Here is a 24,526-nt window from a genome sequence, read left to right as displayed (position 1 = left end):
GACACTGAGAGGAAGATCGTGCATGCCGCGATGGTAAAGAAGAACGCGCACGCAAACTGCGCCGGGCTTAGCGTGGCGTTGTCAGGTTCCGGTTCTGTTGGGTTTTCCAGCTGCGCCATCCGTAGATCGCCAACGCTACGAAGCCGGCGTAGAGCAGGGCAGTGGGATACAACTCCTTGCTGACGAACACGCCGACGTAAATGCAATCGAGCACGATCCACAGCACCCAGTTAGCGAGGCGCTTGCGCGCGGCCCACACGCTGGCGACCAGGCTGAAACTGGCCAGCGCCGCGTCCAGCCATGGCAGTGCGGCATCGGTGCGGTGATGCATGTATGCGCCCAGCGCAGCAGCGAATGCAGCGCCGATAGAGAGTGAGAGCCACAGTTCACGCTGCTGCATCGGCAAGGGGCGGATGCGCGCGTCCACGCTGTTGCCGCGTTGCCACTGCCACCACCCGTAGAGTTGGGTCAGCACATACACGCCTTGCAGCAGCATGTCCGAGTACAGCTTCCACTGATAGAACAGCCACGCATACAGCGCGACCGCCACGATGCCGACCGGCCAGCACCAGCGGATGCGCTGTGCGGTCAGCCACACGCCCAGCAGGTTGATCACAACGGCGATGGATTCGAGCAAGGACATGCAAGGCCTGATGGAAAGTGGAGAGCGGTGGGAGAGGCGCAACCCGTGCAAAACAGTGGTGCAGTCGGAAGTGGATGCTGCGCGGTGCCCCGTACCTAAGTGCACTGCAAGCGCGTCAGCGCCTGCACCGCTGAGCCCCTGCCTTCAGCTGGTGCCTGCGGCCTTCAGTCAGTGCCTGAAACACGCAAACGCACAGGTAATTTCGCTTCGACGTCCTTCCCCCCGCTCGCGGACGCTTCGATGTCCTTCCCCCGCCTGCGGACGCTCCGACACCCTTCCCCCGCTTACGGACGCTTCGACGTCCTTCTCCCGCCTGCGGGGGAAGGTGCCCGAAGGGCGGATGGGGGCAGCAGACCTCAAAAATCCACCTGCACGCTCAGGCGCGCAGTGCGCGGCGCACCCGGAAACAGATACGCATCGCCCTGGTACTCGCCCGAATCGCGCCAATAGCGTTTGTCGAACACGTTGTCCACGTTCAAACGCCAGGTGGTCGCCACGCCCCCCAGCGCGGTGGCGTAGCGCGCCCCCAGGTTGGCCACGGTGTATGCCGGCACGCTGGCATTGCCGAGCCGGTCGGCGAACTTGCGCCCGCTGTATTGCACGCCGGCCAGCACCGCCAGGCCATCGACGCCTGGCACGCTGTAGTCGGCCTGCACGCTGGCACGCAGCTTGGGCACATTGATCGCCTGATGGCCTTCGTATTCGGCAATGTCGGTCTCTTCTGCACGTGCGCGGATGGCGGCAACACTGGCGAACAGACGCAGTTGCTCGGTGGCCGCGCCGTCGGCCGACAGTTCCAATCCGCGGTTGTGCAGCCGGCCTTGTTGCACGAACAACAGGCCTCCATCGGCCTGCGGTTGGGTGAATTGATAGGCCTGGCGGATGTCGAACAGCGCCGCGCCCAGGCGCAGGCCATCCAGTTCGAGCTTGGCGCCGGTTTCCAGCTGGTAGGCCTTGGTCGGCGGCAGGATTTCATCGGCGTTGTCGGCAAACCACGGGGCCGTGCCACCGGCGGCAAGGCTCTTGGCGTAGCTGGCATACAGCGACACGTTTTGCTGCGGCTTGAACAACAACGCGGCCTGCGGCAACACCGCGTCCTTGCGGGTGCGTCGTTCCAGCAGCCCATCGCGGTCGAAGGCGCGCTCGTCCAAGCGGACAGCGCGTGCGCCGAGCGACAGTTCCCACAGGGCACCCAGGCCGATGCGGTCGGTCAGCACCAACGCGCGTTGGCGGCTATCCAGGCGGCGTTGCTTGGGGTCCAGCGCCACATCGGTCTGTGCGAAAACCTCCGGGTCGCGATCGATACTGCCGCTGCCGATGAATTCGTTGACCGAGCCAAAGCGGTCGATGGTGCGGCGTAGCCAGTCGCCGCCGATGCTCAGACGATGCTCCAGCGCGCCGGTGACCACATGGCCTTCGAGGGTGGCGCGCAGTTGATCGTGCACGCGGGTGTCGTCGGGGCTGCGGTAGTCGTAAACGTCGTACTCGCCTTGCGCACTGAAGAAGTTGGGCGTGAAGATCTCGGCACAGCTCGCGGCGCCATAGCAGCCCCAGGCGAATGTGGAGAAATCGTTGATCACCGCGCGGCTGCGCGAGGCCTCGACAGTAGCGCGCCAGTCGTCGTTGAACTGATACGCATAGCGCAGCTGCGCGTTGAGCGAATCCATTTCCACCGGTCGCGCCCACGGCTGGTAACCGAGCAGGCGGTGCACATCGATGTCGCGCGGCACCTGCGTGCCATCGAGCAATTGGTAGCCGGGCGCCGAGCGCTGTTGCCGATGTTGATACTCCACATCCAGCTGCAACAACGATTGCGCGGTGATCTTCCAGTCACCGGCCAGCGACAGAAAATTGCGGTAACCATCGGCGTGATCGACATAGCTGTTGATGTCTTCGCGCGCGGCATTCACGCGCAGGCCCAGCGTGCGCTCGGCGCCGAACCAGTCGCCCCAATCGGCGGCGACATAGCGCGAGCCCTGCTCGTCGGTGCCCAGGGTCACGCTGCGCACATGCTCGGGGCGTTTGGTGCGGTAGTCGATCAACCCGGCCGGTTCGTTGATGCCCGACTGCAGCCCGGTCAGGCCCTTGACAATCTGCACCTGCTGCTTGTTTTCCAGCGCAATCGACTGCTCGCCCACCGCGCTCAGTCCGTTGATGCGATAGCTGTTGGCGGCATTGAGCGAATAGCCGCGCACCACGAAGTTTTCGTAATAGCCGATCGGTGCATACGCATCACCGGCAGAGGCATCGGCGCGCAACACCTCGCTAAGCACACGCGCCTGGCGATCGAGCAATTGCTGGCGCTCGATCACCGCGATGGAGGCCGGCGCATCGAGCAGGGGCGTTGCGCCGAAGCCGGTCAGCGCCGTGTTGCTATCGCTGCGCTCGCCCAGCACATTGACCGTATCCAGCTGCACCGCGGACTCGCCGGGTTGCTGCTGTTGCGCCAATGCAGGGGCGGCCAGGCTCAGCGCCAGGGCGAGCGTCAGCGGGCGATGGGGACGTGCGGCTAACGACAGACGGGACATGCAAGCAACTCGTAAAGAAGGGAAGAGGAAAGACACGGTGTTGCCGCTCATCGCAGCAGGGCTGCGCGCGCATGCAGATGCGCCAGCAGCGCTTGACCATCGGTGCTGGCAAACCAGTCCGCATGACCCAGCAGATAGCGGTGATAAGCGATGTCCACGTTGTCGGGCGAACGCGTGATGCCGGCGAAGTACTCGATCTCGCTCAAGGCGAAATCGGCATGCACGATCGGCAACAGGGCGGCCAGGCAGCGCAGTTGTGTGGCGCTGATTGGGCGATACAGCGCATAGCCATCCAGTAAGGCATCGAGTTGTTGCAGGTCCGCCTGCGCACGCGCGCCGGTATCCAGCTGCAGCCACGGGATCAGGTTGCGTTCGATGGCGGTGGCCAGATCGAACAAGGCGCTGCTGCGATCGCTCAATCCGAAATCGAAGATCGCGCTGACGTCGGTGTCGTCGTGATCGGTGTTCCAGAGCAGATTGGACGCATGCCAGTCGCCATGCGTCCACAGCGGCGGCATCGCACCTGGCGCAGACAGCAATGGCCAGGCGCGCGCATGCCAGGGCAGCACGTGGGTGGCCAGATCGTGCTGCCAGGAAAACTCCTTCAACGCTGCGGCCAGATGCGGCCGCGCGGGTAACGCGCGCTGCAGCGCCTGCACCGGGTCTTGCTGTGCAAACAGCCGTAGATTGGCGACCAGCACCGTGGTGGAGCGCGGTGGTGCATCGAAGCCCTGCGCGGCGTGATGCAGCCGCGCGAGCGCAGCCCCTGCGGCCTGCGCGTGCGCAACGTTGCTAAACGGTGTCCACGACAAAGCATCGCGATACAGGTCGCGCCCCGCGCCGACGCGTTGCACCTCGTAGACCCACTGGTCCTGCGCGAGTGCGGTCTGGCCGTCAGCCGCGTACAGCACCTCCACCACCGGCGCGCCGGCCCAGCGCAGATGGGCCATGAAGCTATGTTCTTCGCGCAAGGCAGCGACACTGCGCACGCTGCGGTGATGGCGCTTGACGATCACCGGGCCGGACGCGGTCTGCACGCAGGCGGCGGCGGAGAACGGACGCGCGCTGTGCCAGTGCACGCCGTGGTCAGACCCGAGCCCGGAGAACCGCTGCAGCACGTGGTTGATTTCATCCACGGTCAGTGCCGGCCAGTCGGGCAGCGCCAACTCCAGGCTCATGCCATGGACCTGATGCGTCGCGCTCATGCGCCCACCCTCTGCAGACATGTCGAGGAGAGGATGAGTGGTATAGACCAATTGCGCGAAGCCGATTCAACGGGGCCGGCACGCAGGCCGGTAACAACACAGACGGCGCTGCCGGGCCGTCGTTGTCGCGCTGGCGCCATCAGGCGGTCGCGCGACATGGAGTGGAAGGGCAGCGCGAAACCGAAAGGTCGCTGGCCGTCATCTCAAGAATCAAGTGTGGGAGTGCCGCAGGCGGCGCCGACCTAGGCCGCGTGGCGGCCGTCGGGCGCGCAGTATGCCCCGTGCCGCCGTCGGCCGCCATGCCGGGCCGTCGCTGCGATGGCGCTGCGTGGTCCCGGCACCGGATAATGGCCGGATGACTCCAGTCCAGATCGCCGCCGTCGTCGTCACCTATCAGAGCAGCAGCACCATCGATGCCTGCCTGTCGCGGCTGCGTGCAGCCGAGGGCATCAGCGAGATTCGGGTGGTCGACAACGCGTCCAGCGACGACACCCTGGATGTGGTGCAACGGCATGCGCTGGCCGATGCCCGGGTGCACTTCATCGCCAACCCGGACAACCCCGGCTTTGCTACTGCCTGCAATCAGGGCGCGCGCGACTCGCAGGCGCCCTGGCTGGTCTTCATCAACCCGGATCTGATGGTCGAAGCCGACACCCTGGTGCAGCTGTGCGCGCGCGCCACCGGGCATGCCGCAGTGCTGCTTGGGGTGGAGCAGGTGGACGAGCAGGGCCGGCCGGATGCGGCCGTGCGCCGCCGCGACCCGGACTTTGCCGCGATGCTGCGCGCCCCGCGTGCCGCTGCCCAGCTGGCGGTGCCCGCCAATCCGTCGGTTGCCCTGCAGCCGGTGGATGCGATCTCCGGTGCCTTGATGCTGATGCAGCGCAGCCTGTTCGATCGGCTGGACGGCTGGGACGGCAGGTATCGCCTGCACGCCGAGGACCTGGATCTGTGCCGGCGTGCCCGCCAGGCCGGCGCGCTGGTGGCGGTGGCCAACGATCTGCAAGTGGTGCACGTGCGCGGCGTGTCCAGCCGCTCGCGGCCGTTCTTCGTGGAATGGCACAAGCACCGCGGGTTGTGGCGCTATTTTCGCAAGTTCGAGGCCGGCCAGCGCGGGCCGTTGACCCAGCTCGGGGTATGGCTGGCGATCTGGACCCATGCAGCTGCCCAGGTGCCGCGATTGTTGCGCCTGAAATAGTGGTCGCTAGTGTTAAATTAGTGATAAATCCGTGATGTGGAACTGTCCGGAACTGTGATACGTTTCGCGGCGAAGTGTGACCTAGCCCGTGCTTCCTGTCCCTAACGGGTCCCCCATCAGGAATCGTACAAATGTCTTTACAGAACGACCCGCGCTCGCGGGTACGTCCGTCGTGCCTTACCTCCGTGCAGTCCAGCCCGGTTGCCACATCGTCTACCCCGTTCAGTAACGCCCGCCGCACGCCGGTGGCCACGTTGTCTGCACTCGCCTTGAGTTGCGCGCTGGCTGCGTTGCCAGGTAGCGCCATTGCCGGTGCCTGGACCCAGCCGCAGGGCGACACGTTAGTGATCGTCAAGGCGCTGCATAGCGATGGCCGTGGCTGGTTCGACGACAGTCACCGCCGCACGACCTTTGGCGATGGTCAGCAATTCGATGGCAACGGCCGCAGTCGCCAGGACCAGCTCAACGTCTATGTCGAGCATGGTGTGACTGACACGCTCAGCGTGATCGGCAATTTCTATTTCACCGACGTCGGTTTCAGCAATTACGGCGGAAGTGGCCGTACGCGCACCAGCACGACCGGTTTTGCCGATCAGGAAATCGGGCTGCGTTATGCGCTGCCGAGCGCCCCGGACGATGTCTGGCGCAGTTCGGTGCAGGCACTGGTGAGCATTCCGGCTTATGGACGTAGCAAGACCTTCCATCCAAATAATCCCGATGCAAACTCCGATCCCGCGCTTGGCCTGGGCGACTATGGCCTAGAGCTGCGTTACAGCCGTGGCCGTGGTTACACGCTGGGCGGGCGCAACGGCTACGTCGATCTGGGTGGCGCAGTGCGCCTGCGCGGCAGCGCCGCCTCCGACGAAGTGCGGGTGGATGCATCCACAGGTCTGAGCCTGACTCCGAGCTGGTTGCTGCTGGGCGAGCTCAACGTGATCCAGGGCCTGGGCAACGGACGTAGCAACTTTGATGTCCCCGGCTCTGCTGGCGGCGTTGGCTTCGTCGCCACCGGCACCAACTACGACCTCACCAAGCTGCAGCTGTCGACGCTGTACACCGCGCCGGGCGGCAGCCAGTGGCAGCTGGGTTACCAGCAGCCGGTGATGGGCCGCAATACCGGTGCCGCAGGCGGGCCGTTCGTGGCCGCCTGGTGGCGGTTCTAAGGACGCCACGACAATGACGGTCACCTGCGAAATGGAGGCGCTGGGACGGGCGCCGGACATCGGCCGCGAACGCGGTCTGTTGGGTCGTGCGTTGGTGACGGCAGGCGTCATCACCGACGAACAGCTGCGCTCGGCGCTGGCGTTGCAGCAGCGCTGGAACTCGCGCCTGGGCGATGTGATCCTGGCCCAGCGCGGCGTGCCGGCGCAGCGCTTTTACGCCATCGTTGCCGCGCACTTCGGGCTGGAGTTCATCGATCTGGTGCAGCAGCCGCCGGACGCCGAGCTGCTCACCGCCGCCGACCTGGACAGCTATGCGCAGCGTCTGTTGCTGCCGTGGCGTCGCGAGGACGGTGTGCTGGTGCTGGCGGTGGCCGATCCCGACCCGGCGGTGTTTGCCTGGGCGCGCGCGCACTACGGCGAAGACGTGCGCTTTGTCGGCACCGCCAAGTTCGACGTGATCTGGAGCCTGCAGCGCTACGCCGACGAGCAGCTCACCGACAACGCCTTGAACCTGCTCGCCTCGCACGCACCGACGTACTCGGCGCGCCAGGTGGTCACGCGCGGGCAGAAGTTCACCTTGTGGGCGATCGCGGCGGTGTTGCTGATCGCGATGGTGTTGTTCCCGGTGCCTGCGCTGATCACCGTCAACGTGCTGGTGGCGCTGGGCTTTTTAGCGACGTTCGGTTTGAAGCTGTTGCTGGTGTGGTTCGGTTCGCGCCACCGCATCGACATCAAGGTCACCGAAGACGAAGTGGCCGCGCTGCGCGACGACGACCTGCCGGTCTATACCGTGCTGGTGCCGATGTACAAGGAACCGGAGGTGTTGCCGATCCTGGCCAACGCGCTGCGCAAGCTGGATTACCCGATCAGCAAGCTCGACGTGAAGCTGGTGCTGGAAGCCGACGACTTCGAGACCATCGATGCGGCCAAGAAACTCGGCCTGGAAGCGTTCTTCGAAATCATCCGGGTGCCGCCGTCGCAGCCCAAGACCAAGCCCAAGGCCTGTAACTACGCGCTGCATTTTGCGCGTGGCGAACTGCTCACCATCTACGACGCCGAAGACAAGCCCGAGCCGGATCAGCTCAAGCGCGTGGTGGCCGCCTTCCGCAAGGCAGAAAAGGATGTGGTGTGCATCCAGGCGCGGCTGAACTACTACAACGCCGACGAAAACTGGCTGACGCGGATGTTCACGCTGGAGTACACGCTCTGGTTCGACTTCTACCTGCCGGCGCTGGAATACCTGCGCATCCCGATTCCGCTGGGCGGCACCTCCAATCACTTCCGTCTGGACGTGTTGCGTCAGGTGCGCGCGTGGGACCCGTACAACGTCACCGAAGACGCCGATTTGGGCGTGCGGCTGATCCAGAACGGCTACCGCGTCAACGTGGTCAATTCCACCACGTTCGAGGAGGCCAACGTCAGCATTCCCAACTGGATCCGGCAGCGCTCGCGCTGGCTCAAGGGCTACATGCAGACCTGGTTGGTGCATATGCGCGACCCGGTGCATCTGTATCGCAGCACCGGGTTCAAGGGGTTCTGGGGCTTTCAGTTCTTTATCGGCGGCAATTTCTTCATCGCACTGGGTGTGCCGGTGATGTGGACGTTGTGCCTGGTCAGTGTGCTGAGCGGCGCGCGCGTGTTCGATGCCATCTTTCCGCCGTGGCTCGCCGCGGTCTCGATGGTCAATCTACTGCTGGCCAATGCGTTCTTCATCTACATCACGCTGGTGGCCGCGTTCAAGCGCGACTACTTCAAGTTGGCGCCGTACGCGCTGACGGTGCCGTTTTACTGGGTGCTGCAATCGATCGCCGCCTACAAGGGTCTCTGGCAGCTGATCCACAATCCGTTCTATTGGGAGAAGACCACGCATGGCATCAGCAAGCATTCGGAAAACGAACGCCGCGCCGCACTCGAAGAGTGAGCCGGCAGCGCGTCGCGACAGCGGCTTGCCGGCGTTTCTGGTGGCCGTGGTGGCGCTGTCGCTGCTGAGCCAGCCGTTGTTGGTGCAGTCGATGGGCGGTGTTGCACCGACCAGCGCGCCCGGCATCGGTGTGCCGGCCAGCGGCCTGCTGGCCTGGGCCGTCGATCTGGCGTTGCACCATTGGGATCTGCCGTTTCAGGTATGGCCGTTTTTGGCGGTGGCTGCCAACGCCTTGTTCCTGTCGCTGCTGTGGCGCGATCTGGCCGGCGTGTTCGGGCGTGGCTGGGCCAGCGGGCTGACCCTGCTGGTGGGCTGCAACCCGCTGTTCCTGCTGCCGATCGCTGCCGGCGGCAGCCAGGCGGTGGGCTTGCTGGCGTTCTACGGCTTGTGCCGCACGCTGCGCCGCCTGCAGGCGCCGGTGGAGGCCTTCACCTACCTGCGTATCGCCGGGTGGCTGTGCATTTTGCTGTGCCTGGATCTGCAGACATTGGCGTTGTCGACCATGGTCGCGCCGTGGCTGCTGCTGGTGATGCCGCCGCAGATGCTGCGCAAGGCGCCGGGCTCGTTCTACCTGGTGTGCTATCTGCCGTTCGCGTTTCTGGTCGGCATGTGGGCCTACGTCAATCTGACCGTGTTCAACGCGCCGTGGCCGACCTTATCGAGCATCTCGCAAGGGGCCAGTCCGCTGCCGTTGCCGCTGGCCGCACAGGCCGAAGGCTGGTTGCCTGCGGTGCGTTGGGGCGTGGCGGCGCTGGCCTGCTTCCCGGTGTTGGCGTTGGTGATGCGGGCGCGTAACGGTGCGCTTGCGCGTGGCGTAGTGGCCAGCGTCGGCACGGTGATCTGCGCGGCCGCACTGTCGTTTGCGTTCGGCTGGGCGGGCTTCGATGCCTTGTTGTTGCTGTGGGTGCCGGCAGCCTTGTTGCTGCGCGCCTTGCAGGCCGATCAGCGCAGCCAGGCAGCCGGACTATTGCTGCTCGGCCTGCTCGGCGCGGCCTGGGTGCAACCGCAGGGCTGGGGTAGCTGGATGCGTGCGGCGCCCGCCGATGCGCAGTCGCTACTGCAGGGCAAGGCGGTGGTCACGGCCGCACCGGTGTCGCTGCCGGTCGCGCGTGTGGCGACCCCTGCGGCGGCGGACACGCTGATGCCGTTGGTTGAGGCGGATGCCGCGATCAAGACGCACGTGCCCGCGCAGATGAGCGCCGCCGCCACGTCAACCGGCGTTGCAACGGCAACTGCGCTGCAGCCGGACGCGACTAACGCAGCGCTGCGTACCGGCACCTGCGTGCCGGGCACGGCAGCGTCGACCACCGAGGTGTCTGGCGCATGTGCAAACGCGTTCTAATCCTCGCAGCGTTGCTTGCCGTGTGCCTGCTGGCCAATGGATGCAATGCGGCCGCGCCGATGTGGATGGGTGCCAACGTCAAGGTCTCGGCCAATGCGCCGTGGGAAAGCGCTGCCGCTGCGCAGTCGCTGGATGCGTTGGCCGGCACTGGTGCGCGCAAGGCGCTGCTGGTGGCCTTCGTCTGGCAGGCGAACCTGCAATCGAACGACCCGGTGCTGGGTAGCGACAGCAGCCTGGAGGCCATGCGCGCTGCGCTGCGGCAGAGCCATCGGTCCGGTCTGCAGCCCACGCTCAAGGTGCATGTCTGGATTCCCGGCCACTGGGCCGGCGAGGTGGCGCCCGCCGACCAGGCAGCCTGGTTTGCCGCATATCAGAAGGCACTGCTGCCACTGGCGCAGCTGGCCGAAGACGAACACGCCGAAGCGTTGGTGGTCGGCACCGAACTGCGCAAGCTGCAGGACGCGCCGCAATGGCCTGCGTTGGTCGCGGCGGTGCGCAAGGTCTATCGCGGCAAGCTGTTGTATGTGGCCGACGGGATGGAGCATGCGGAAACCTTCCGTTACTGGTCGCTGTTCGATGCGGTCGGCACCAGCCTGTACCCGCGTCTGTCCGACGCTGCCGGCGCGCGCGCTACCGAGATGAACGCCGCCGCGCAACGCCTGCAGGACCTGGGGCAGCGCGTGGGCAAGCCGGTGTGGGTGGCCGAGCTGGGCCTGCGCTCGGCACGCGGCAGTCTTGCCGCACCGTGGGAAAGCCCGGAGCAACGCACCGCCGCGGTGGATACCCGCCTGCAGCTGCAGGTGCTGCAGCAGTGGCGAAAGGTGTTGCAGGCGCACGGCGTGGACGGCATCGCGCTGTGGTGCTGGTACACCGACCCCGCCGCCGGTGGCCCGGGCGACAGCGACTTCACCGTGCAGGGCAAGCCGGCGCAGCAGGTGCTGGCGCGCTGACGCGCGGCCGTGCTCGGCGACAGGCCGGCGCGGCCTTTGTGTGGTCGCCCCAGCTTTAGCAGCTGCTCAGGGGGTGGATCTGCGATCTGCGAGCTGCGGCCTTGTCGATCTGAGTGGCGCCGCGGGCGCGTGACACTAAGCGCTGCACACAAAACGTAGCGAGCAGTCGACAGGTGGGTGTGGACGGCGCGTTCAGAACCGGCGTGTACATGCTGCGCCGAACACCGAACACCGAACACCGAACACCGAACACCGAACACCGAACACCGAACATCGGCCGCGCCTGCCTGGCGGTGAGCACCGTCCTTTTCTTAGCGGCTCTAAATAACCGCAGGCCCCATGCGGCCCCGCAGACGCCCAGGGAAATTCGACAAGGCCCCCGCGCTGGAGCGTGCGCCCTTAACGCAGGGCGGGGAGTCGCGGCCGGCGGTCGGGTCATGCCCAATGCACGCGCGGCCACTGCCGCTGCGGGCATAATCCGGCGGCATGATCATCCATTCGTTGCTCGACACCGACCTGTACAAATTCACCATGATGCAGGCGGTGCTGCATCAGCACCCGGCCGCACAGGTCGATTACCGCTTCAAGTGCCGCACGCCCGGCGTGGATCTGGCGCAGTTCATCGATGAGATTTCGCGCGAGATCGATGCCTTATGCCGGCTGCGCCTGCGCGAGGACGAGGTGGACTACCTGCGCAGCCTGCGCTTCATCAAGCCGGATTTCGCCGACTTTCTGGCGTTGTTCCATCTGGACCGCAAGTACGTACAGCTGTCGGCGTCGACCACCCACCCAGGTGAGATCGAGCTGACCATCCGCGGCCCGTGGCTGCACACCATTCTGTTTGAAGTGCCGTTGCTGGCGATCATCAACGAGGTGTGGTTCCGCAACACCTCCGAGCCGGATTTTGAAGAGGGCCGCAGCCGCCTGCGCGCCAAGGTGAGCAGCCTGCGCAACATGCCGGCCGGCTGCAAGATCGCCGACTACGGCACCCGTCGCCGCTATTCGCGGCACTGGCATGGCGAGCTGCTGCCGCTGCTGCGCGATGGCCTGGGCGAGCAGTTCGTGGGCACCAGCAACGTGTATTTCGCCAAGCATTACGGGCTGACCCCGCTGGGCACCATGGCGCACGAATACCTGCAGGCGTTCCAGGCGCTGGGGCCGCGGCTGCGCGACAGCCAGGTCGCCGCGCTGGAATCGTGGGCGCGCGAATACCGCGGCGATCTGGGCATTGCGCTGTCGGACATCGTGGGGCTGGACGCGTTCTTGCGCGACTTCGATCTGTATTTCTGCAAGCTGTTCGACGGCATGCGGCACGACTCCGGCGACCCGTTCGAATGGGGTGAGCGGGTGATCGCGCACCTGGAAGCCCACCGCATCGATCCCAAGACCAAGGTGCTGGTCTTCAGTGACGGCCTCAACATCGACAAGGTGATGCGCCTGTACGCGCACTTCCACACCCGTTGCCGGCTGGCCTTCGGGGTGGGCACCAGCCTCACCAACGACCTGGGGCCGACGCCGCTACAGATCGTCATCAAGATGGTCCGCTGCAACGATCAACCGGTGGCCAAGCTCAGCGATTCGCCGGGCAAGAGCATGTGCGAAGACGCCGGCTACTTGCGTTACCTGCGCGACGTGTTCGGTCTGCCGCCGATGCCCGAAGGGGCCTGACCAGCGGCGGCAATGACTGACGCAGGCCGGCATGAACTGCCGAAACGGGCGGCCTGCTGTCGGGGAATGCCCGGAAAAGTGAGATGCATCTCTCAATCGCTGGTTGGCAAACGTTAACATTGGCATCACGCTTGCATCACTTTTAGTGCAACCGTCGTATGTGACGTCCCTTTCCTTGCGAAGCCTGTTGAATGCCTGCACTCGACCCCTTGTCGCTGTACCGCACGCGGAGCTGCTCCCGGCAGTGGCTGGGCTTTGTGCGGGCGATGGCCGAGGAGTTCGGCGCCGAGCTGCCCGAGCACGACCTGGCCACCTTGATGGCTCGGATCGGCCGCCGCTTCGCGCGTGAGCACAGGCTGGCGTCCTGCGCCGCGCTGGACGAGGTGCAACAGGCCGCCAATGCGATCTGGGACAGCTGCGACTGGGGCCAGTGCGCAATGGACGAATACCCTGACTACGTGCAGATCCGGCACGGCGGTGCGCCGTTGAGCGTGGCGCTGGACGGGGCTGGCTGGAGCGATGGGTTCCTGCAAGGGGTCTACGAAGGATGGTTCCAGCAATTGGGGATGCTGGCAGGCCTGGCGGTGCAGACCGTGCCGGCCGATTCCGTCGATCTGCGCCTGTTTGTGTTGGCGCGGACGGCATGAGCATGTGCGATCAGGCAAGGGGAGTGTGATGGCACCGAAGAACACCAAGAACACGCCGGGACACGACGACGTATCGGGTCTGTTCGCGCGTCTGGGGACGCAGGCAAGCGAGGGCTATCACGATTTCGCCTACACCCAGCTGCCGCCGCGCAAGCCGGGCGTGACGCCTGCCGAGGCGCCGGAAGCTGCGCAGACGGCGCCGGTTGCGCCGGAAGCTGCGGTCGCGCCGGTACACGTGCCGACAGCGCGTTCGCCCGCAGTGTCAGCGGCAGTGGCACCGCCGGTCGCACCGCTCGTGGCCCCGTCGTCGCCGGTGATGCAGGCAACGGTGCCTGCCGACCAGACGGTTGGCGTATCGCCCGGCGATGCGCTGGCACCGCTGCGCAAATTGCGGCAACGCGATGAGCCTGGCGCGCGCGGCCTGTCGTCGCTGGAGCGGCCGGCGCAGACGCCGTTGGAACAGCTGTTCCAGCGTTTGCTGCAGGCCGACGCGCGCGCCTCTGCGCACAGCCCGCTCCAGCGCCTGCGCTCGCGTTGAGCGCTCCCTTCCGTGATGCCCGGCAAGCGCGTGATGCGTTTGTCGCCGCGTTGCCGTACGTCTGCCACGTTTCCAGGATTGCCCGATGACCACTGCCAGCCTTCGTTCCGCATCACCGTTGCCCACGCTGGCAACCTGGGCGCTGTGGCTGCTGGGCGCGTTGCTGCTGGTGTTCGTGGTCGCAGTCCCGATGGATGTCACCCAGCAGCTGGTGTTCTCCGGCGTGCTGTTCGCAGTGGCGCTGGCGGTGCGCAACCGTGGCGGGCGGGTGGTCATCCTGATGATGATGGGGATGTCGCTGGCAGTGTCGTGCCGCTATATCTGGTGGCGCATGACCCAGACCATGGGCGTGGGCAGCGCGGTGGATTTCATCCTCGGCCTGGGCTTGCTCGGTGCGGAGCTGTACGCGTTCGTGATTCTGGTGCTGGGCTATTTTCAGGTGCTGTGGCCGCTCAATCGCAAGCCGGTCCCATTGCCCGCCGACCAGAGCCTGTGGCCGAGCGTGGATGTGTTCATTCCCACCTACAACGAGCCGTTGTCGGTGGTGCGCACCACGGTGCTGGCCGCCAGCGTGATCGATTGGCCGGCCGGCAAGATCAATATCTATCTGCTCGATGACGGCCGCCGCGACGAGTTCCGCGAGTTCTGTGCCGAGGTCGGCATCAACTACGTCACCCGCACCAACAACGCGCACGCCAAGGCCGGCAACATCAACGCCGCCTTGAAAAAATGCAGCGGCGAATACGTGGCCATCTTCGATTGCGACCACATCCCGACCCGCTCGTTTTTGCAGGTGGCGATGGGCTGGTTTCTGCGCGATACCAAGCTGGCGTTGGTGCAGATGCCGCACTATTTCTTTTCGCCGGACCCGTTCGAGCGCAACCTCGATACACATGGCAAGGTGCCCAACGAAGGCGAGCTGTTTTACGGTTTGTTGCAGGATGGCAACGACCAATGGAATGCCACGTTTTTCTGCGGTTCGTGCGCGGTGATCAAGCGCACTGCGTTGGAAGAGGTTGGCGGCGTGGCAGTGGAAACCGTCACCGAAGATGCGCACACCGCGCTCAAGTTGCAGCGTCGCGGCTATCGCACGGCGTATCTGGCGGTGCCGCAGGCAGCGGGTCTGGCCACCGAGAGCCTGTCCGGGCACGTGGCGCAGCGCATCCGCTGGGCGCGCGGCATGGCGCAGATCGCGCGCATCGACAATCCGTTGCTCGGCCGCGGGCTCAAGCTGTCGCAGCGGCTGTGCTATCTCAACGCGATGCTGCATTTTTTCTACGGCTTGCCGCGCATCATCTATCTCACCGCACCGCTGGCGTATCTGTTCTTCGGCGCGCATGTGATCCAGGCGTCGGCGTTGATGATCCTGGCTTACGCGCTGCCGCACATCCTGCAGGCCAATCTGACCAATCTGCGCGTGCAGAGCCGCTTCCGGCATCTGCTGTGGAACGAGGTCTACGAGACCACGCTGGCCTGGTACATCTTCCGCCCGACGCTGGTGGCCTTGCTCAATCCCAAGCTCGGCAAGTTCAACGTCACGCCCAAGGGCGGGCTGGTGGCGCGCGGTTATTTCGATGCGCAGATCGCCAAGCCGTATCTGTTCCTGCTGCTGCTCAACGTGGCCGGCGTGGTCGCCGGCGTGCTGCGGCTGGTCTATGTCGGCGGCAGCGGCGAGCAGCAGACGATCTGGTTCAACCTGGCCTGGACGCTCTACAACATGGTGCTGCTGGGCGCCACGATCGCTACCGCCAGCGAAACCCGCCAGGTGCGTAGCGCGCACCGGGTGCCGCTGGATGTCCCGGTCAATCTGTATCTGCCCGACGGCGGCGTGCTGGCCTGCCGCTCGGTGAATTTTTCCACCGGCGGCATGGCGATCAAGCTCGCGCAACCGCAGCCGATCGAGCCCGGCTCGACGGTGCAGATCGGGCTCAGTCATCGCGGTGTGGAGCAGACCTTGCCGGCCGTGGTGCGTCAGGATCGCGACGGTCAGGTCAGCATCCAGTTCACCGAGATGTCGATGGAACAGGAACGCTGGCTGGTGGCATCGACCTTTGCGCGTGCCGATATCTGGTTGTCGCAATGGGGCCAGCACGATCGCGATTCGTTCTGGCGCTCGATGGGCCAGGTGCTGGCCGCCAGTGCGCGCGGATTCGGGCGCCTGGGTCGGCATATGGTGGACAGCACGCGTCAGGGCTTCCGCCCGGCGCGCGCGGATCTGGAGTCGTGAGCGTGATGCGTGGTGTTTCCCTTTCCCCTGCCAAGAAGCAACTGATGCGAATGTCCCCGGCCGTGTTGACCTGTGCGTTCACGCTTCTGGCCGGTCTGGCGCAGGCGCAACAGACCGCACCGACGGCGCCTGCCGCGCAGACAGGCGCCGATGCGCAAAGTGCCAGCGCAGCAGTGGTCGCGCCTACCGCGGCCACACCGCCCGCCGGCAGCGCGCGCGCTGCCACGCTGCGCGATCTGGGCATCGATTACGAAATCACCTTGCGTGGTGTGCAGGGCAGTGCCGGCGTGCCCTTCAGCGTGCGTAGCGACGAGATTGTCACCGCTGCCACGCTCAATCTGAAATACAGCTACTCGCCGTCGCTGCTGCCGGACCTGTCGCACGTCAAGGTCACCATCAACGGCGTGACCGTTGCGAGCTTGCCCACCGACAAGGCCAACGCCGGCAAGTTGCTGTCGGCCGATCTGCCGATCGACCCGCGGCTGATCACCGACTACAACCAGCTCAACCTGCAACTCATCGGGCATTACACCCGCGAGTGCGAAGACCCCGACCACAGCAGCCTGTGGGCGAATGTGGATGCGGCCACCAGTCTGTCGCTGACCACCACGCCGCTGGCGCTGGCCAACAACCTGGCGCTGCTGCCGGTGCCGTTTTTCGATGTGCGCGATACGCGGCGTCTGGAGCTGCCGTTCTATTTCCCGCAGCAGCCGGACATGGCCACGCTGCAGGCGGCCGGCACCGTGGCATCGTGGTTCGGCACCCTGGCCGGCTATCGCGGCGCGGTATTCCCGGCCTCGACCAGCAGCTTGCCGGCGAGCGGCAACGCGGTGGTGTTCGCCACACCCAACACCTTGCCTGCGCAGTTCGCCACCGCCGATAGCGGCGTGGCCGATATCCGCGGGCCGACGGTTGCCGTCGTGGTCAACCCGACCGATCCCAACGGCAAGCTGCTGCTGGTGCTCGGCCGCAACACCGAGGATCTGCAACGCGCGGCCACCGCGCTGGCGTTGCGCGCACCGCTGACCGGTGCGGTGGCGCGGATCGGCGAGATGTCTGCGCCGACGCCGCGTCGGCCGTACGACGCGCCCAAATGGATTTCGAGCGAGCATCCGGTGCGTTTCGGCGATCTGGTCACCCAGCCCGGCGCGCTCAACGTCACCGGCTATCACCCGGACCTGATCCGGGTCGGTCTGCAGCTGCCGCCGGACCTGTTCGTGTGGGAGCGCGACGGCATTCCGGTGACGCTGAAATACCGCTACACGCTGCCGGAAGAGGACAACAAGTCCGCCCTCAACGTCAGCATCAACGAGTCGTTCGTGACCACCTTGCCGCTGACCGGCCGCCCATTCGCCGAGTCCACGCCGGTGCGCTGGTGGAACAGCCTGGGCACGCGCGGCAACATGCCGGTGCATCAGGATCTGACACTGCCGGTGGGCGCGTTTTCGGCCAATAGCCAGCTGCGCTTCCACTTCTTTTTCGATCGCCCGCAAGGCGAGGCCTGCAAGAACACCTTCCCGGATGTCTCCGGCGCCATCGATGCCGATTCCACCATCGACCTGAGCGGTTTCGACCACTACATGGCGATGCCGAATCTGGCAGCGTTCGCCAATGCCGGCTATCCGTTCACGCGGCTGGCCGATCTGTCTGAATCGGCGATCGTGCTGCCCAATAATCCGGGCGACCAGGATCTGGGCAATGTGCTGACCTTGCTCGGCAGGTTCGGTGCGTCCACCGGCTACCCGGCACTGCATGCGCAGATCATCGCCGCCAGCGCGGTGCAGCAGCACGCCGATCGTGATCTGTTGCTGCTGGGCAGCGCCGAATCGCAACCGCTGTTCAAGCAATGGCGTGCGCAGCTGCCGGTGGGCCAGGACGGGCAGAACCGCCGCATCGGCCTGACCGATTGGCTGTTCGAAAAACTACCCGGCTTCCTGTCCTTCGACGCGCGCCGCACCGATCTGCCGACCACCACCGACATCGCGTTGCAGCCGCAGCCGGACGACGTATTGCTGATGGGTTTCGAATCGCCGTTGAAATCCGGCCGCAGCGTGGTCGCGTTTCAGACCGAAGACCCGGCCAACATGAATCGTCTGTTCGATGCCTGGTTCGACCCGGCCTTGCTCAAGGATTTCCAGGGCAGCGTGGTGTTGCTGCAGCAGAAAAAGGTCACCAGCCTGGTCGGCAATCAGACCTACTACGTGGGTCACTTGCCGCTGCCGACCTGGCTGCGCTGGTACTTCTCGCATCACCCGGTGTGGCTGGCCCTGACCGTGGTGCTGCTGGCACTGCTGCTGGCACTGGCCGCGCGCGTGCTGCTGCGCCGGCATACCGCCGAGCGCCTCAACGACGGCCACGGCGCATGAACGCGGCCGCGCGCGGCAGTGCCATGACGCGCCGCCGCCTGCTGCGCGCCGGTGCACTGGCTTCACTGGCCGCGCTGTTGCCGGCCGGCGCTATGGCAGCGCCTGCACAGTGCGGCGCCTGGCCACTGTGGAACGCGTTCGTGTCCAAGCACATCCAGCCCGATGGCCGGGTGGTGGACTTTCTCAACGCCGATCAACGCTCCACCTCCGAAGGCCAGTCGTACGCGCTGTTCTTCGCGCTGGTGGCCAACGACCAGGTCCTATTCGACAAGGTGCTGGGCTGGACCCGGCACAACCTGTGCGGCGGCCGCCCGGATCTGAATCTGCCGGCCTGGTTGTGGGGCCGCGATGGCAGCGGCGAGTGGCGCGTGCTCGATGCCAACACCGCCAGCGATGGCGAGCTGTGGATCGCCTACGCCTTGCTGGAAGCCGGCCGGCTGTGGAACCGCCCCGGTTACAGCAAGGCCGGCCAGCAGATCCTGCAACTGATGCGCACCCAGGAAGTGGCCACGCTGCCCGGGCTGGGGCCGATGTTGTTGCCCGGCCGCAGCGGCTTTGTCGAACCGGGCCGCTGGACGCTCAATCCCAGTTATCTGCCGATCCAGGTACTGCGGCGCTGCGCCAACGCCGACCCCAAGGGGCCGTGGGCGGCGATCGCCGCCAACGCTGCGCGCGTGCTGCACGACAGTGCGCCGGTCGGCTTTGCACCGGATTGGACGGTGTGGGACGGCAAGGCCTTCGGCGCCGATCCCAAACGCGGCAATCTCGGCAGTTACGATGCCATTCGCGTGTATCTGTGGGCCGGCATGCTAGATGCAGGCGAGCCGCTGCGCGCGAAGTTGCTGCAGGATTTGTCCGGCCCGGCCGATCTGCTGGCCGCAGGCACCGCGTTCGCCGAAAAGATCGACACCGCCCGCGGCGTGGGCACCGGCGCCGTGCCGGTGGGGTTTTCCGCCGCGTTGCTGCCTTACCTGAGCGCGCTGCGTCAGCCCACCCTGCTCAAGGCACAGGCGCAGCGGATTCCGCTCGCCGCTACACCGGCCGCCGCTGCGCTGCCGTATTTCGAACGCACACTGGCCCTGTTCGGACAGGGCTGGCTTGAGAACCGCTACCGCTTTGCCGCAGACGGGCGCCTGCTGCCCGCCTGGAGAACGCCTGCATGCTCCGCAAAAACCTGACCCCGCTCTACCTCGCCGGCATGATCGACCTGTGCCTGCTCGTCTCACCGGTGCACGCGCAGACCAGTGCGACCCAGCAACTGGTCGGGCAGGGCAACTACTGGCACGACCAGGGACGCGACGATCTGGCCGCCGACACCTGGAAAAAGCTGCTCGGCATCGATCCGGACCAGCCAGACGCCTTGCTCGGCCTGGCGCAGATCGATCTGGCACAGGGCCGTCAGTCGGAGGCGCGCAAGCGTCTGCAGCAGCTCGAAGCGGCGCATCCGCAATCGCCGCAGGCGCAGCGTCTGCGCGTGGCGATCGGTGCGCGCGGCAGCGCCACTGCCGGCGAAGACCCTAATCTGCGCAACGCACGCCGCGCTGCCGCGGCCGGGCGCTATGTGGAAGCTGCGCGCAGCTACGAGGCCGTGTTTGCCGGCAAGGCGCCGCCGCCGACGCTTGCGCTGGAGTACTACCAATCGCTGGCCGGCACGCCGACCGGTTGGGAGCGTGCGCGCGATGGTCTGCGCACGCTGCAGGCCAGCGACCCGGCCAACCCGTCCGTGCAGATGGCGCTGGCCCAGGTATTGAGTTATCGCGAACCCACCCGTCGCGAAGGCATCGCGCAATTGCGCACGCTTGCCCAACGCGCTGATGTGGGCGGCCCGGCGCGCACCAGCTGGCGCCAGGCGCTGCTGTGGCTCAACGCCAGCACCGCCGATGCACCGCTGTATCAGGCATTTCTGGCCGGTAGCCCGGCCGATGCGGAAGTAACCGCCAAGCTCGGTCAATTGCGCGAACAACGCACCGCCGCTGCCGCTGCGCCCGCCGATCCCAACGGCATCGCGCTGGCCGAGGGCTTTCGCGCGCTCAACGCCGGCAATCTGAGCGCGGCCGAACAACGTTTCACCCAGGTGCTGCGCGCCCGTGCGCGCGACCCGGATGCATTAGGCGGCCTGGGTTCTGTGCGGCTGCGTCAGCAACGCTTTGCCGAAGCGCAGGAACTGCTGCGCCCGGCCGCCGCCAGCAATGGCAAATGGAAAGGTGCGCTGGACAGCGCGCGCTACTGGCAACAGCTGCAGCAGGCCGAGGCTGCACGCGCACGCGGTGACATCGCGCAGGCACGCCAGCTGGTGGAGCAGTCGGTGCAGCTGCTGCCCAACGAGCCGGCCGGCCATGTCGCGCTGGGCGGTCTGCAAAGCGCCAGCGACCCGGTTGCGGCCGAAGCCAGTTATCGCAAGGCGCTGTCGCGCGATGCCGATAATGCCGGCGCCTTGCAGGGCCTGGTCGGGCTGTACAGCCGCCAGGGCCGCATGTCCGAAGCCAGTGAATTGTTCAATCGCCTGCCGGCCGCCGAGCGCGCCAAATCCGGTGGCGAAGCCTTGTTGCGTTCCAATGTGCAGCGCGCCCGCGCGCGGCAATCGCTGGAGGCCGGCGATACGGTCAGCGCGCAGGCCGAGCTGGAAGCGGCCATGGTCGAACGCCCCGGCGATGCCTGGATCCGGCTGGATCTGGCCCGCCTGTATCAACAGGCCGGCCGCCCCGATCAGGCGCGCAGCGTCATGGATGGCCTGCTTGCCGTGCACGGCGACCAACCCGAAGCGCTGCACGCCAACGCCTTGCTCGCACAGGAAAGCGGCGATTGGCAGAGCGCGTACGACAGTCTGGATCGCATTCCTGCCGCAGCGCGTACGCCGGAGATGACCCAGCTGCGCACCAACGCCTGGATCGAACTGCAGGCGCGTCAGGCGCGGCTGCTGGTGGAGCAGGGCAGAGTGGGCGAGGCGCAGCAGTTGCTCGCACGTACCGAAACCGCGCTGGGCAACCAGCTCGACGATCCGCAATTGCTGGCCGCCCTGGCCGGCGCGCATGCCGACGCCGGCAATGCCTCGCGCGCGCTGGTGCTGGCGCAGCGGCTGGTCACCGGCGCCAATCCGCGCACCGAAGACCGCCTGCAATATGCCGGTGTGCTGCTGCGTGCGCGTCAGGACGCCGAGTTGTCGGCGGTGCTGCGCCAGCTGCAATCCACCACCATGACGCCGGAACAATTGCGCCGCTATCAAATCCTGCGCAGCGCCTACACGCTGCGCCAGGTGGATGCCTTGCGCGAGCTCGGCAATCTGGAAGGCGCCTACGATGCGTTGTCGCCGATCCTGGCCCAGCAACCGGACAACCGCGACGCTCAGGCGGCATTGGCACGGTTGTATGCCGCCGCCGGCGATCAGCGCCAGGCGCTGGCGATCTATCAGCAGATCCTGCAGCGCCACCCCAACGATCTGGACACGCTCACCGCTGCCGCCAACAGCGCCGCCGCGCAGTCGGATCTGCGCAACGCCGAGACTTATCTGCAGCGCGCGCTGGCGCAGGCGCCGGAATCGCCGGACGTGCTCGCCGCCGCCGGCCGCGTGTATCGCAGCGCCGGCAAGAACCGCAAGGCCGAGCAGTATTTCCGCGCATCGCTGGCCGCGCAGCAGCGCCAGGCCGGTCAGCTCGACAACGGCCTGCCGGGCGCACGTGGCCCGGCGGCAGTGGCCTCGTCCGGCCGTCCGCTCAATCCGTTCTCCGGCATGACCGGCGCCATGCCGCGCTCGCCGGCAGTGCTGTCCGAGCGCATGCCGGCGGGGAACGCATTTGCCGATGTCGCGCTGGAGCCGCCGGCCGCCACCCAACCGGCAACTGCACGCTTCGCCGCAGCCGTCGATGCCTACGCCGGCAATACGGTCGATACGCTGCCGCAGCCGGTGAGCGCCAGTGCCGCACCCTCGTTCTTGCCGGCGCCCAACAGCCGCAGCCGCCTGCCCACGCGCAGCGCTCCCGCGTTCGTGCCGGACAACACCGCTCCTTCGCGCAGCGTTGCCGCGCAAGAAACGCGCGCGCCCAGCAGCGGCAACAGCGTGCTCGACGAACTGCGCGCCGTGCAATCGGAAAACAGCGACAACCTCGCCGGTGGCGCGCTGTATCGTTCGCGCGATGGCGAAGACGGCCTTGGCCGGCTGGACGACATCGAAATGCCGGTGCAGGCCGACTTTGCGGTGGGCGAAGGCAAGCTCGGCGTCACGCTGACGCCCACCGTGGTGGATGCCGGCACGCTGACCACCGATTACGCCACCGCCAGCCGTTTCGGCGCCGGCCCGCAGACGGCTGTCAACGACGCGCTTGCCGCCGACCGCAGCCCGATCGACACGCTGACCAACTCGTCGGTGTATCAGTTGCTCGCCACCCAGGGCGATAACGTCGCCACGCGCGAACGCCTGCGCCGTTACGCCTTGAATACCGGCTTGTTCGGCGAACTGCTGACCGAAAACAACAACAGCACGCCGGCGGCATTGGCCGCGTTGGCCAACGAGCCGCTGCCGGCATATCTGCTCAGCGTCAACGCGTCCAGCACGCCGATTGCGCAGCTGGCGCGCGACATCCTCAGCAATACCGCGATCAGCGAACAGCTGGCCGCCGGCGACGGTGCCGCGTTGCAGGCATTGGCCAGCAGCACCGCTGCCGCGCAGCAGACGCCCACCTCGCTGGCGGCCACGCTCAACAGCATGGCCGCAAGCGGCAATGGTGCGCGCCGGCTCAGCCAGGACGACACCGGCGTGGGTATCGGCGTGCGCTATCGCAATGGCGGTTTCAGCGCCGATGTGGGCAGCACGCCGATCGGGTTCCAGGAGCAGAACGTCGTCGGTGGCGTCGGCTATCGCGGCGAGATCGGTGAGACGGTGAGCTGGTCGGCCGATGCCTCGCGGCGCGCGGTTACCGACAGCGTGCTGTCGTTCGCCGGTGCGCAGGATGCACGCAGCGGCCGCGAGTGGGGCGGCGTCACCAGCAACGGCATCGTGCTCTCGGCCACCGCCGACAACGGCTTGCTTGGTGGGTATGCCAACCTTGCCGCGCACCGCTTGATCGGTAGCAACGTGGCCGACAACGACCACCGCCAGGCCGACCTGGGCTTCTACGTACATGCGTTGGAAACCCAGCATCAGTCGCTGACCGCCGGCGTCAATCTGACCGCCATGCAGTACGACAAGAATCTCAGTGGATTTACGTACGGCCACGGCGGTTACTTCAGCCCGCAGGAATATGTGGACCTCGGTTTCCCGGTGCACTGGAGCGGGCGCAGCGCGGGGCAGAGCGTCAACTGGAAGGTCGATGCCAGCGTCGGCGTGCAGCATTTCAAGACCGACCCCACGCCGTATTTCCCCACCGACCCGACGCTGCAGCAGGCCGCCTACGACGCCGCATCGCTGGCAGCGCTGCTCGGCCTGGTCGACCGCTACACCGACCCGGTGTATGCGGGCGAAAGCCGCACCGGCGTGTCGTACAACCTCAGTGGCGCAGCCGAATGGCAGGTGGCGCCGCAGTTGTTCCTGGGCGGGCGCATGACCTTCAACAATGCACGCGACTACAACCAGTTCAGCAGCAATCTCTATCTGCGCTTTGTGATGGATCGCCTGGGCGCCGCGTTGGGGCGCGCGCCGCAGGTACTGACCTCGCCGTATGCCGCAGATCGGTGAGGCACGGCAACGCGTGGTGTGAGCGAAAGAAGGGCTGAACAACGCGCGGCATGACGGGGCAACCTGGGATGTCGCTCAAACACGGCCGCCTTTCCTGCTGAATATCTAACAGTTGCGCATAGTGAAGATGGCCAGCGGTGTTGATCGAAAACACGCGGATGCGTTGCTCAGGGCTTCCCTAACGAGGCCAGCGTCTGTAGCCGTTGCGCAGACGCAGTGCATCGCTCTGTGCCACATCGAGGTGCGATGGCGCGCATTGCATCGACGCACATTGCTGCATGCAGTACACAGCTGATGCGGTTGTAGCCGTTGCGCAGACGCAGTGCATCGCTCTGCGCCACGTCGAGGTGCGATGGCGCGCACTGCATCGACGCACATGGCTGCATCCAGTACACAGCTGATTACGCATAAACGAACGGCGCCTCGCGGCGCCGTTCGCATCACATCTGACCGTCTACGCCTGGG

The 24,526-nt window shown here is 66.2% G+C and carries 15 protein-coding genes and 1 other RNA gene; 12 read left to right on the top strand and 4 right to left on the bottom strand.

Features of this window, described 5'->3' with window-relative positions; all coding sequences use genetic code 11:
- Positions 1-67: 67 nt before the first annotated feature.
- From pnuC to ABQZ00_RS16575, 3 genes are all read right to left on the bottom strand, one after another.
- Complete coding sequence (gene pnuC, locus ABQZ00_RS16585) at positions 68-643, bottom strand: nicotinamide riboside transporter PnuC (protein ID WP_323521613.1); 576 nt, start codon at positions 641-643, stop codon at positions 68-70.
- A gap of 356 nt (positions 644-999) precedes the next feature.
- A complete protein-coding gene (locus tag ABQZ00_RS16580; RefSeq protein WP_323538731.1) occupies positions 1,000-3,171 on the bottom strand; it encodes a TonB-dependent receptor in 2,172 nt (723 codons plus the stop codon).
- Between the two features lie 47 nt (positions 3,172-3,218).
- Positions 3,219-4,376: a phosphotransferase enzyme family protein gene (locus ABQZ00_RS16575; protein ID WP_323538732.1), complete on the bottom strand. Its 1,158-nt coding sequence runs from the start codon at positions 4,374-4,376 to the stop codon at positions 3,219-3,221.
- Positions 4,377-4,731: 355 nt separating this feature from the next.
- Between ABQZ00_RS16575 and ABQZ00_RS16570 the strand changes: the two genes are divergently transcribed.
- The 5 genes from ABQZ00_RS16570 to ABQZ00_RS16550 all read left to right on the top strand — a co-directional run bounded on the left by ABQZ00_RS16570 (position 4,732) and on the right by ABQZ00_RS16550 (position 10,947).
- Positions 4,732-5,571 (top strand): glycosyltransferase family 2 protein, encoded by an 840-nt coding sequence (locus tag ABQZ00_RS16570; protein ID WP_323538733.1) that lies wholly within the window; start codon positions 4,732-4,734, stop codon positions 5,569-5,571.
- Between the two features lie 131 nt (positions 5,572-5,702).
- Entirely contained in the window at positions 5,703-6,734 is a 1,032-nt protein-coding gene (locus ABQZ00_RS16565) for a hypothetical protein (RefSeq protein ID WP_323538734.1), read from the top strand.
- A 13-nt stretch (positions 6,735-6,747) separates the two neighbouring features.
- On the top strand, positions 6,748-8,655 hold the full coding sequence (locus tag ABQZ00_RS16560; protein WP_311239514.1) for a glycosyltransferase family 2 protein: 1,908 nt from the start codon (positions 6,748-6,750) through the stop codon (positions 8,653-8,655).
- Between the two features lie 46 nt (positions 8,656-8,701).
- Positions 8,702-9,997: a hypothetical protein gene (locus ABQZ00_RS16555; protein ID WP_323538867.1), complete on the top strand. Its 1,296-nt coding sequence runs from the start codon at positions 8,702-8,704 to the stop codon at positions 9,995-9,997.
- Entirely contained in the window at positions 9,979-10,947 is a 969-nt protein-coding gene (locus ABQZ00_RS16550) for a glycoside hydrolase family 113 (RefSeq protein ID WP_323538735.1), read from the top strand. The genes ABQZ00_RS16555 and ABQZ00_RS16550 overlap by 19 nt, the downstream gene beginning before the upstream one ends.
- Positions 10,948-11,090: 143 nt before the next feature.
- Here ABQZ00_RS16550 and ABQZ00_RS16545 read toward each other — a convergent pair.
- A non-coding RNA gene (locus tag ABQZ00_RS16545) (sX9 sRNA) lies at positions 11,091-11,158 on the bottom strand.
- Between the two features lie 275 nt (positions 11,159-11,433).
- On the opposite strand from ABQZ00_RS16545, the gene pncB reads away from it, so the two are divergent.
- From pncB to ABQZ00_RS16510, 7 genes are all read left to right on the top strand, one after another.
- Positions 11,434-12,615, top strand: a complete 1,182-nt coding sequence (pncB, locus tag ABQZ00_RS16540; RefSeq protein WP_115553004.1) for a nicotinate phosphoribosyltransferase — start codon at positions 11,434-11,436, stop codon at positions 12,613-12,615.
- A gap of 191 nt (positions 12,616-12,806) precedes the next feature.
- Positions 12,807-13,262, top strand: coding sequence for a cellulose biosynthesis protein BcsD (gene bcsD / locus ABQZ00_RS16535; protein ID WP_323538736.1), 456 nt, complete (start codon positions 12,807-12,809; stop codon positions 13,260-13,262).
- A gap of 28 nt (positions 13,263-13,290) precedes the next feature.
- Positions 13,291-13,800, top strand: coding sequence for a hypothetical protein (locus tag ABQZ00_RS16530; RefSeq protein WP_323538737.1), 510 nt, complete (start codon positions 13,291-13,293; stop codon positions 13,798-13,800).
- A gap of 85 nt (positions 13,801-13,885) precedes the next feature.
- Positions 13,886-16,027: a UDP-forming cellulose synthase catalytic subunit gene (bcsA, locus tag ABQZ00_RS16525; RefSeq protein WP_055850829.1), complete on the top strand. Its 2,142-nt coding sequence runs from the start codon at positions 13,886-13,888 to the stop codon at positions 16,025-16,027.
- 44 nt (positions 16,028-16,071) lie between these two features.
- Positions 16,072-18,393, top strand: coding sequence for a cellulose biosynthesis cyclic di-GMP-binding regulatory protein BcsB (bcsB, locus tag ABQZ00_RS16520; protein ID WP_323538738.1), 2,322 nt, complete (start codon positions 16,072-16,074; stop codon positions 18,391-18,393).
- On the top strand, positions 18,390-19,571 hold the full coding sequence (bcsZ, locus tag ABQZ00_RS16515; protein ID WP_323538739.1) for a cellulose synthase complex periplasmic endoglucanase BcsZ: 1,182 nt from the start codon (positions 18,390-18,392) through the stop codon (positions 19,569-19,571). The genes bcsB and bcsZ overlap by 4 nt, the downstream gene beginning before the upstream one ends.
- Positions 19,553-24,061, top strand: a complete 4,509-nt coding sequence (locus ABQZ00_RS16510; protein ID WP_323538740.1) for a cellulose biosynthesis protein BcsC — start codon at positions 19,553-19,555, stop codon at positions 24,059-24,061. The genes bcsZ and ABQZ00_RS16510 overlap by 19 nt, the downstream gene beginning before the upstream one ends.
- Positions 24,062-24,526: the final 465 nt, after the last annotated feature.

This window comes from Xanthomonas sp. WHRI 10204 (assembly GCF_040202875.1).
Classification (GTDB): domain Bacteria; phylum Pseudomonadota; class Gammaproteobacteria; order Xanthomonadales; family Xanthomonadaceae; genus Xanthomonas.
Note: the sequence above shows the minus strand (reverse complement) of the source record. Positions and strands in the feature narration are given on the sequence as shown.

Bases quoted from the DNA above. Each gene is read 5' to 3' on its own strand.
- bcsA (WP_055850829.1), top strand. From the start codon at position 13,886: ATGACCACTGCCAGCCTTCGTTCCGCATCACCGTTGCCCACGCTGGCA.
- ABQZ00_RS16560 (WP_311239514.1), top strand. From the start codon at position 6,748: ATGACGGTCACCTGCGAAATGGAGGCGCTGGGACGGGCGCCGGACATC.
- ABQZ00_RS16550 (WP_323538735.1), top strand. From the start codon at position 9,979: ATGTGCAAACGCGTTCTAATCCTCGCAGCGTTGCTTGCCGTGTGCCTG.
- ABQZ00_RS16580 (WP_323538731.1), bottom strand. From the start codon at position 3,171: ATGTCCCGTCTGTCGTTAGCCGCACGTCCCCATCGCCCGCTGACGCTC.
- bcsZ (WP_323538739.1), top strand. From the start codon at position 18,390: ATGAACGCGGCCGCGCGCGGCAGTGCCATGACGCGCCGCCGCCTGCTG.
- ABQZ00_RS16575 (WP_323538732.1), bottom strand. From the start codon at position 4,376: ATGAGCGCGACGCATCAGGTCCATGGCATGAGCCTGGAGTTGGCGCTG.
- bcsB (WP_323538738.1), top strand. From the start codon at position 16,072: ATGCGAATGTCCCCGGCCGTGTTGACCTGTGCGTTCACGCTTCTGGCC.
- ABQZ00_RS16510 (WP_323538740.1), top strand. From the start codon at position 19,553: ATGCTCCGCAAAAACCTGACCCCGCTCTACCTCGCCGGCATGATCGAC.
- ABQZ00_RS16530 (WP_323538737.1), top strand. From the start codon at position 13,291: ATGGCACCGAAGAACACCAAGAACACGCCGGGACACGACGACGTATCG.
- bcsD (WP_323538736.1), top strand. From the start codon at position 12,807: ATGCCTGCACTCGACCCCTTGTCGCTGTACCGCACGCGGAGCTGCTCC.
- pncB (WP_115553004.1), top strand. From the start codon at position 11,434: ATGATCATCCATTCGTTGCTCGACACCGACCTGTACAAATTCACCATG.
- pnuC (WP_323521613.1), bottom strand. From the start codon at position 643: ATGTCCTTGCTCGAATCCATCGCCGTTGTGATCAACCTGCTGGGCGTG.
- ABQZ00_RS16565 (WP_323538734.1), top strand. From the start codon at position 5,703: ATGTCTTTACAGAACGACCCGCGCTCGCGGGTACGTCCGTCGTGCCTT.
- ABQZ00_RS16570 (WP_323538733.1), top strand. From the start codon at position 4,732: ATGACTCCAGTCCAGATCGCCGCCGTCGTCGTCACCTATCAGAGCAGC.